The sequence below is a fragment of the Planktotalea sp. genome, from assembly GCF_039984035.1.
Classification (GTDB): Bacteria; Pseudomonadota; Alphaproteobacteria; order Rhodobacterales; family Rhodobacteraceae; genus Planktotalea.
Genome location: NZ_JBDWVM010000057.1, coordinates 1 through 3,903, shown reverse-complemented (window position 1 = coordinate 3,903; position 3,903 = coordinate 1). Strand labels below are relative to the sequence as shown.

At 53.4% G+C, this 3,903-nt stretch carries 3 protein-coding genes and 2 pseudogenes; 1 reads left to right on the top strand and 4 read right to left on the bottom strand.

Annotated features, from left to right (window positions below):
- Nucleotides 1–310 (bottom strand): annotated as a pseudogene (locus ABJQ89_RS02535) (epimerase); the annotation flags it as partial.
- Nucleotides 311–400: 90 nt separating this feature from the next.
- On the opposite strand from ABJQ89_RS02535, the gene ABJQ89_RS02530 reads away from it, so the two are divergent.
- Nucleotides 401–1,312, top strand: coding sequence for a LysR family transcriptional regulator (locus ABJQ89_RS02530; RefSeq protein ID WP_348494701.1), 912 nt, complete (start codon nucleotides 401–403; stop codon nucleotides 1,310–1,312).
- Between the two features lie 185 nt (nucleotides 1,313–1,497).
- Here ABJQ89_RS02530 and ABJQ89_RS02525 read toward each other — a convergent pair.
- The 3 genes and pseudogenes from ABJQ89_RS02525 to ABJQ89_RS02515 all read right to left on the bottom strand — a co-directional run.
- Nucleotides 1,498–2,070 (bottom strand): annotated as a pseudogene (locus ABJQ89_RS02525) (IS6 family transposase); the annotation flags it as partial.
- A 587-nt stretch (nucleotides 2,071–2,657) separates the two neighbouring features.
- A complete protein-coding gene (locus tag ABJQ89_RS02520) occupies nucleotides 2,658–3,515 on the bottom strand; it encodes a TniB family NTP-binding protein (RefSeq protein ID WP_348494700.1) in 858 nt (285 codons plus the stop codon).
- 9 nt (nucleotides 3,516–3,524) lie between these two features.
- Nucleotides 3,525–3,903 (bottom strand): Mu transposase C-terminal domain-containing protein (locus ABJQ89_RS02515; protein ID WP_348494699.1); only part of this gene is annotated, 379 nt, incomplete at its 5' end.

Below are 3,903 nucleotides of genomic sequence, written 5' to 3'. Positions count from 1 at the left end.
GTGTCATTTCGTTGAACTCACCCCCTCGATTGCCAAAATTATAGATATTGCCTGGAATAATCACAGTCGCACCACTGGTCTTCGCCGCCGCAATGACTTGCGCAGTGATTGCAGGAATGGTGCGCGCCCAATCATGGTACTTTGCAGGGTTCAATCCGTTGACGATCACGTCCCCGCCTTGCGCCGCTTTCACCATGTCGCCTGTTTTGCGATCAAACTGCCGCACCGTCCAGCCTGCGCCTTCAAACGCCGTGGAGCTGTGTTTCCCGATTTTTCCGCTTCCGCCAAGGATCAGAACTGTCTGTGTCATACCCGTGCCCTTTCAAGTTCACCGGTATTCTCTTCCATGCGTATATAGTATTAAATTGCGATAGTATGCAGATCATGTATTCATAAACGCATGGATTTTTCGCTGCAAAAACTCGATTGGTCACTTGTGCAAGGCTTCCTAGCTGTTGCTGAAACCGGAAGTTTATCCGCTGCTGCACGGCGCATGAATGCGAGTCAGCCGACGCTGGGCCGTCAGATTAAAACGATGGAAGCGCAACTGGGTGCGGAACTTTTCCACCGTGCCCCGCGCGGCCTGACCCTGACCGAAACAGGTGCCGCCCTGATCGTACCCGCGCGACAGATGCGGGACGCGGTCCATCAGATCACGTTAACAGCCGCCGGACAAACCGCGCGACTTGATGGCACGGTACGCATCACGGCCAGTGCCGCGATGTCCTTTTTTCACTTGCCTGATATCATCGTCGACATCCGTAAAGCTGAACCTCAGATAGCAATCGAACTGGTTCCCAGCGACGATAGCCGCAACTTGCTGTACCGCGAGGCAGACATCGCTGTGCGCATGTATCGACCAACGCAACTGGATCTGATCACCCAGCACATCGGTGACATCACTTTGGGTGCATTTGTTGCCAAATCATACGTTGATCGGCGTGGTTTCCCACAAAACCAAGAGGACGTCTTGCAGCATGATTTTGTTGGCTACGACACAAACAGCGACATCGAAGATGGCTTTGCCCAAGCTGGATTCTCTGTGGGTCGCGATTTCTTTAAGGTCCGCTGCGATGGCTACATAACATATTGGGAACTGGTCCGCGCAGGCTGCGGCATCGGTTTTGCACAGGCCAATGTTGGCCATGCTGACCCGCTAGTTAACGAAATCGATCTTGGCTTCCCGCTTCCAGCCCTGCCCATCTGGCTTACAGCGCATGAGGCGATGCGCCAAACCCCGCGAGTGCGACGTGTCTGGGACCTGCTCGCCGAAGGGCTGGTCGCAATAGTCTCGGGGAAAACTAGTATGTGACGGCTCAAAGCCGACTTCCGTAGTGGGGTCTCGATGCTGCGACGCGGCCCGACGAACCTGCCGTTCGCTGCATCTGCAAAAATCAGGTGAATAGATAGCCCCTCCGGCGAGGTGATCGGATAGGCTTAAATGGGTAGTGTCGCAAAGTTTTCGCTAGGTTAAGAAAGCTCTTCCGCTGGACACACTTATCCAGCGAGCGCCGCGAACTGCGCGAATCCAGACTGTTCTGACGGGTCAAACTGACCTTTTCGGATCATATGTGCGACCTCGATTCCGGCAAGGGTTGCCGCAGCTGATTTCAACGATTTAAAGGTCTGCATAGGTCGAGTGAGTTTCTTAATAAAACGGTGATCCTGCTCAATGATATTATTGAGATATTTCGTCCGCCGAACAGTGATTAACCAACACCATCCGCACATCACGAGCAGGCAATTCATATTGAATAGTCCCGCCGTGTTCGACCCACTTTTGTCGATAACAACCTTGTCCGGCCAGCCGTAATTACCGATAGCTTTAACAAAGAACGCGGTCGCTGCCGTTTCATCGCGACGCTCAGAGAGCATAAAATCAAGGGTACTGCCGAGCTTGTCGACCGCCCGATAAAGATATGTCCACTTACCTTTGACCTTCAAATAAGTTTCATCCATGCGCCACGAACGTCCCGTCGGAGCTTTCCGGCGATGAGCTTCATTGGCAATCGCACCTGCGTACTTCTCGACCCACCGGTTGAGAGTCGCGTGATCCAAGTCAACGCGGCGTGATTGCCAGCCGAGAGGCTATTCGCCTGAGGTCAGAGATGTGGATTGCGCCAAGTCTCGCGAGCGCAACATATAGAAAACTCGCCCAAGTCGCCTGCATAGCCTCAAGTCGCCATCACAAAAAGCCGACCTCAAGATTTCAGCACCGCGATTTGCACGACATATTAGTTTTTCAGGTACGATTTCGTCGTCCGCTGGGCATAACGCTACGAGAGCCTGTCCGCACCTCTGGCAGGCGGTTGCCCATACGAAACGCCAGTGTCGCAGAACAAGACCGGGTGTCTGCAAAGTGCATACAGCGCATTTCTGGAAATCGTGTTGGGACACATACTGAACTTCAAAGCGAATGCCATCAGGGAGCGTCATGGCCGTAACTTCGCTGGTGGGTAGTTGCACCAAAAAACTCAAGTGATCCAAGTTTCCGTTTACAAGCTCAGAAACCGTTTCTGGCACCCTGCCCTGCTCAAAATCTAGATAGCCACAAAACTCCTGGACGGAACAGTGATTGGCTTGTGCTAACCTCGTGATCCAACTGGACAGGAGTTCATCTTCAATTGGAGGAGGGCGGCATGGAAGAGGTCTACTGTTCACTGAAGCTCGGCGACCGGCTGTCGGCGTACATTCCAGGCATGCTTTGCCCAAACCGGCTGCCATGCATGAACCGCTTCATCTGTGATCCGTTCTTCGCCGGTTTCGATGGCATCAAGTGCCAATGACTTGATCATGGTGAAAACACGTGACGTCACACCGCTGGTCACGTTCAATATGATGCGAAGCGAGGCGACCGTTAGGCCAGATCTGCGCTCAAGAGCCATCGCGGCGATAAGGGTCTGGATCAGGCGCGAGAACTCCACGTCATCTTCCCACAGCGGCAGAAAGTGTTCATCCAAGCGGCGGGCAAGCTGGTCGTCACCACGGATTGCCTCTAGGGCTTCATTGACACCAAAAACCACAAGCGACGCGCAAAGATCATTGGCTAAGAACCGCAGCATGTTCAGGAACCGCTGTTGTTCACGGTAGCTGCCTGCGAGAAGATTGTGGACCTCATCGATCATCAACATTTTCAGATCCATGTCCCGAAGGTGGCTCAATGCTCGCACCTCAAGCTCCGATACCGTATGGCGGCCCCACATCGGGGCGCCGATGGAAGCCAAGACATGTTGATAGAACCGCCGTTCGTCCGGTGCTGGAGGGGCCTGAACCAGCAAGATAGCTGTCGTCGTCACGCCAAGGCCCGCGTCGTAGCTGGCCGGATACTTGCTGGCCATCCGTTTGGCGATCATGGTCTTGCCAATGCCGGAACTCCCATAGACCATCAAGCCGGGCATTCGGCTTTGCTTCGGCATTTCCATACACGATGTCAGTCGGTTAAGGACAATCTCGGCGCGATCAAAGGCAATCCAGTAATCGCCTTTGATGTGGTCAATTCTTTCGTTTGGAGTCATCAAAATCATCTATCGGATAAGTTGGAAGGTCAGGGTTGCCAGTATCAATCGCAAACATTTCACGCGAAGGATCACGCTCCGTCTTATTTTTAGGTTGCCTGACATCGCGTTCGACATCCAGCCTTGCAGATCGGGTCTGTCGACGCGCAGCTTCAGCGAACCTTCGGTCATTCGGCCAATATTCTTGTCCTGCCACTCCTTGCGAGCGCGACGACTTTCCCAAAGAGATATCCGCGGGTGACTTAAATCCCGATATCGCGCGACGATCACATGACCGTCTTCATCAATCACCCAAATCTGGGACAGATCACGCGGATCATATTTGACCATCACCTTGCCCTGCCCCCGCCCGAGCATTGAAGCAAATGCATCACTCCAATAGCCGATC